This is a genomic window from Actinocrinis sp. (genome assembly GCF_035605935.1).
In the GTDB taxonomy this organism is placed as follows: Bacteria; Actinomycetota; Actinomycetes; order Streptomycetales; family Catenulisporaceae; genus Actinocrinis.
In genome coordinates, this window is the sequence record NZ_DATNGK010000250.1 from 1 (window position 1) to 3,824 (window position 3,824).

The 3,824-nt window shown below is 67.9% G+C and carries 4 protein-coding genes and 1 pseudogene; 3 read left to right on the forward strand and 2 right to left on the reverse strand.

What is annotated here, in order from left to right:
* Window positions 1-290 (forward strand): annotated as a pseudogene (locus VN779_RS20040) (hypothetical protein); the annotation flags it as partial.
* Between the two features lie 353 nt (window positions 291-643).
* Here the strand turns inward: VN779_RS20040 and VN779_RS20045 are convergent.
* Window positions 644-1,387, reverse strand: a complete 744-nt coding sequence (locus VN779_RS20045) for a CPBP family intramembrane glutamic endopeptidase (RefSeq protein WP_325725615.1) — start codon at window positions 1,385-1,387, stop codon at window positions 644-646.
* The gene (locus VN779_RS20050) at window positions 1,384-2,277 is read right to left on the reverse strand and encodes an NAD(P)H-binding protein (protein ID WP_325725617.1); all 894 of its coding nucleotides are present in this window, start codon (window positions 2,275-2,277) and stop codon (window positions 1,384-1,386) included. Before VN779_RS20050 ends, VN779_RS20045 begins: the two co-directional genes overlap by 4 nt.
* 369 nt (window positions 2,278-2,646) lie before the next feature.
* Here VN779_RS20050 and VN779_RS20055 point away from each other — a divergent pair, with 369 nt between their 5' ends.
* Both VN779_RS20055 and VN779_RS20060 read left to right on the forward strand, forming a co-directional pair.
* Window positions 2,647-3,486, forward strand: a complete 840-nt coding sequence (locus VN779_RS20055; RefSeq protein WP_325725619.1) for an enoyl-CoA hydratase/isomerase family protein — start codon at window positions 2,647-2,649, stop codon at window positions 3,484-3,486.
* A gap of 132 nt (window positions 3,487-3,618) precedes the next feature.
* The coding region (locus VN779_RS20060) for an isochorismatase family protein (RefSeq protein WP_325725622.1) at window positions 3,619-3,824 on the forward strand (206 nt) is incomplete at its 3' end.

A 3,824-nucleotide genomic window follows, 5' to 3' on the forward strand; every position in this document is an offset into this window, starting at 1 on the left:
CCGGCGCAGCCGCCAGCGCCATCCTCGTCCTCAATAACAGCCAGGTCAGCAACAACCGCGCCGGCGGCGACGGTGGCGGTATTGCGAACGGCGTGCCCCTAGGTGGCCCGATGCCTTTGATCGGCGGACCCGTCACCTTGAACCACAGTCAGGTGACCGGCAACACGGCAGTCCACGGCGGAGGCATCTTCAACTTCGGCGGCACGGTGACCCTGGCGAAGACGTCTGTCACCGGCAACAACCCGGACAACTGCGAACCCCCAGGTAGCATCACCGGCTGCGTCGGCTAAGGAGCTGTTCCTCAGTCGCATCGCTGAGACCAGCCGCGAGCTGCCAGACAAGGACGACGACACGACTTTCTCCCGCACCGGCCCCGAACGGCTGACGCTGATCACCTGCGGCGGCAGCTTCAACTGCTCGAAATGCTCGTACGTCGACAACATCGTCGTCACCGCCGTCCCCAACCAACGTCGCCTCGCACGCGCGTCGTCGCCGCTTCAGCGTTTGCCGCGGGTGCGCAGGAAAGTTGGCCTAGGCAATGTCCACCATCGGTTCCGGATGGTCAGGTGGGAATGTACGGCGTGCCACAAAACGGGGTTGTCGCGCAGGCGCAGGTGGCGGGTGAACAGTAGGACGCCGACACTCACCCCGTGCTCCCGACGTGGACAGGTCGGGGTTCGCGGAAAAGTGGGGGCAGGTAGCGCAGCATCAGCGCCGACCAGGTCACGTGCGTCAGGATCGGCGCCTGGACGCCGCCGGAGGCGCGGCGCTGGGCCGCGAACAGTGTTCCCATGACGGCCGAGGCGAGGACAAGCGCAGGGTTGCGGGTCGCCGCTGTCGCCGTCGCGTACACCGCGGCCGAGACCGGCACGGCACGCCGCTCGGCCAGGGCCGCGTAGAGCGCGCCGCGGAAGAACACTTCCTCGGCCACGGCATTGGCCAACGCGGTGGTCAGCACCAGTGGGCCAGTGCCGCGGGTGGCGTAGCTCAGCACCGAGGTGATCGCCTCGTCCAGCAGCGGGATGCGGCGGACCACCAGCGCGGCGGCGTAGAACGCGCCGAACGCGGCCACTCCGGTGACCACCGGAGTGATCACCGGACGCCGGTACGTGTGCTCACCCACCCGCACCCGGCCCAGGTGCAGCGGCCCGGACCGCAGGCCGCCGACCAGCCACGTGCCAGCCACCCCGAGAGTCAGCACATAGAACCGGGGTGAGTCAGGCTCAGACGACAGCGACACTCCCAGCAATCCCGCCCCGGCCACCGACACCCCGGCCACCACCCGTCGGCGATGCGCGAACGCCGCATCGGACTCCCGATGATCGCGCGGCACCTTCTCCACCAACCAGCGCGGCAGCAGCCCCGTCGTCGCGTGCCGGCGGGTCATCGGCGCTGCGCTCGGGCGCGTTCGCCGAGTGCGGCGAGTACGGCCGCGTCGAAATCCATCGGCTCGAAGCTCACCAGCTCGCGGATGCTCTCGTCGTGCACCACCACCTCATTGATCATCGAATCGATCAGCGAACGACCGGTGCGCACGTCCACATCGGTCACCAGCGCCAGCCACAACGATGACAGTGACGGCGAGAGCAGCGGCACCGGCACGATCGGCGTCCTGCGGCCTTCCAGCGCGGCAACCCGGCGCAACATGTCGACGTAGGCGAGCACCTCCGGGCCGCCGATCTCGAACACCCGCCCGGCCGCCTCAGGCACCGGCAAGACTCCGACCAGGTAGCGGATCACGTCCGCGGCCGCGATCGGCTGCGTCCGAGTCCGCACCCACCGCGGCGTGATCATCGCCGGCAGGTGCTCGACCAGCTGCCGGGTGATCTCCCACGAAATGCCGCCGTGCCCGACGATGATCCCGGCCCGCAACGTCGTAACCGGCGCCCCCGCCTCGCCGAGCAAGGCCTCGACCTGGCGTCGGCTGCGCAGATGCGCCGACAACACGTCGCCGTCGGCGCCCAGCCCGCCCAGATACACGATCCGCGTCACGCCGGCCTCGGCCGCGGCCCGGCCGAAGACGCGCGCCGCCGCCGCATCCTTCGTCTCAAAGTCGGCGCTGGCCAGCGAATGCACTAGGTAGTAGGCGGCCTCGCAGCCCTCCAGCGCCGCACGGACCGAGGCCGCGTCAGCCGCATCCGCCCGGACCGGCGTCCCGGCGCCACGGTACCGGTCCGGACGCCGGGTCATCGCCCGCACCGCGACACCCGCCTCGACCAGCGTCGGGCACAACCGCCGGCCCACAAACCCCGACGCTCCTGCTACCAATACCGGCACGAAGCCAGCCTGTCCTACGTACCGGCCAGCCGCCAAGGCGAATCAGGTATCCCACTCACCGATCGGCTTGCGAGCGGTCGCCACGGCCTGGCCGCGCGCCATGAGGGCCCATCGAGCGCTGGACGATGCCTTGCTCCCGCTGAATGTGGATGCAGTGGTGCCGATCGGGATCGTCCTCGGCTGCTTAGCGTCGACCTGACACTGCCTTACCATCCCGCGGTGATGGACCAGTTCAACAAGCGTGCGGAAGATGCCCAACTGAGAATTGCCGACCAGATCACCCGGTTTGCGGATCCACGCAGTTCGTCTACCTGCACATCGCGCTATCCAGGGTGTGGATGTTGTTCATCGGTGTATACGGTCAGGGTCATGAGCGCGGCAGAGCAGTTCCACGTCGATGAAGTCTCTCCGTCCTATTGGCGAGTGACCTTCGATAACGGCCCGGTCAACCTGCTGGACGCGGACACCATCGACCAGCTCGGCGTCCTCGTCGGACGCATCGAGAACGCCCCCGACCTCACTGTGGTCGTCTTCCGCAGTGACAAGCCGGGTTACTTCATGGCCCACTGGGATTTCCTGGCCGACAACGCCCGGGTGGCAGCGATGCAGCCCGGCCCGACCGGCCTGCACCCGTACGTCGACAACTTCGTCCGGCTCGGCCGGCTACCGGTGGCGACCATCTCGGAGATCCGGGGCCGCGCCCGCGGCGCGGGCAGCGAGTTCGTGCTCGCCACTGACATCCGCTTTGCGTCGGAGAAAGCGATCCTGGGCCAGTTCGAAGTAGGCGTCGACGCAGTCCCCGGTGGCGGTCCCATGGCGCGGCTCGGACGCCTGGTCGGCCGCGGTCGCGCGCTGGAGATTCTGCTCGGTGGGGATGACGTCCCGGCCGCGCTCGCGGCCGAGTACGGGTACGTGAACCGGGTCATCCCGGATGGCGAGATCGAGAACTTCACCGACGCGTTCGCGCGCCGGATCGCAGCCTTCGACAAGGTGGCCGTCGCCGGCATCAAGAAGCTCGTCGACGCGGCCACGCTGCCCGACGACGCCGAGTTCGCGGCCGGGCTGCAGGCGTACTTCGCCACCGCCGGCCGTCCCGAGCGCCGACCGTTCGTGCAGCTGCTGTTCAAGAACGGCATGCAGCAGCCCGACGGCATCGAGACCGACCTCGGCACCGCGATCGGAAAGCTGCGACAAACCGCTAACGGCTAGGAGAGGGACGACATGACTCTGGCCCTCTCCGTCTCCGCCCAGATGAGCTGCGTTGCCGTTCTGCCATCGCGTTGACAAACTCCAGAGTTGGAGTGGAGCAGGCTTCCTAGCCTGCAGAGCGCAAGGAGTCTTATGACGACCCTCACCGGCCGACCCAACACCGCGTTACTCGTCGTCGACGTGCAGAACGACATCATGTCCGGCGTCTACAACCGGGACGCCGTTGTTGCCAACATAGGCCTTCTGATCGACAAAGCGAGGGCCGAGAGTGTGCCGGTTGTCTGGGTCCAGCACTCCGGCGAGGACGTGCCAATCGACAGCGAGGGTTGGCAATTCAT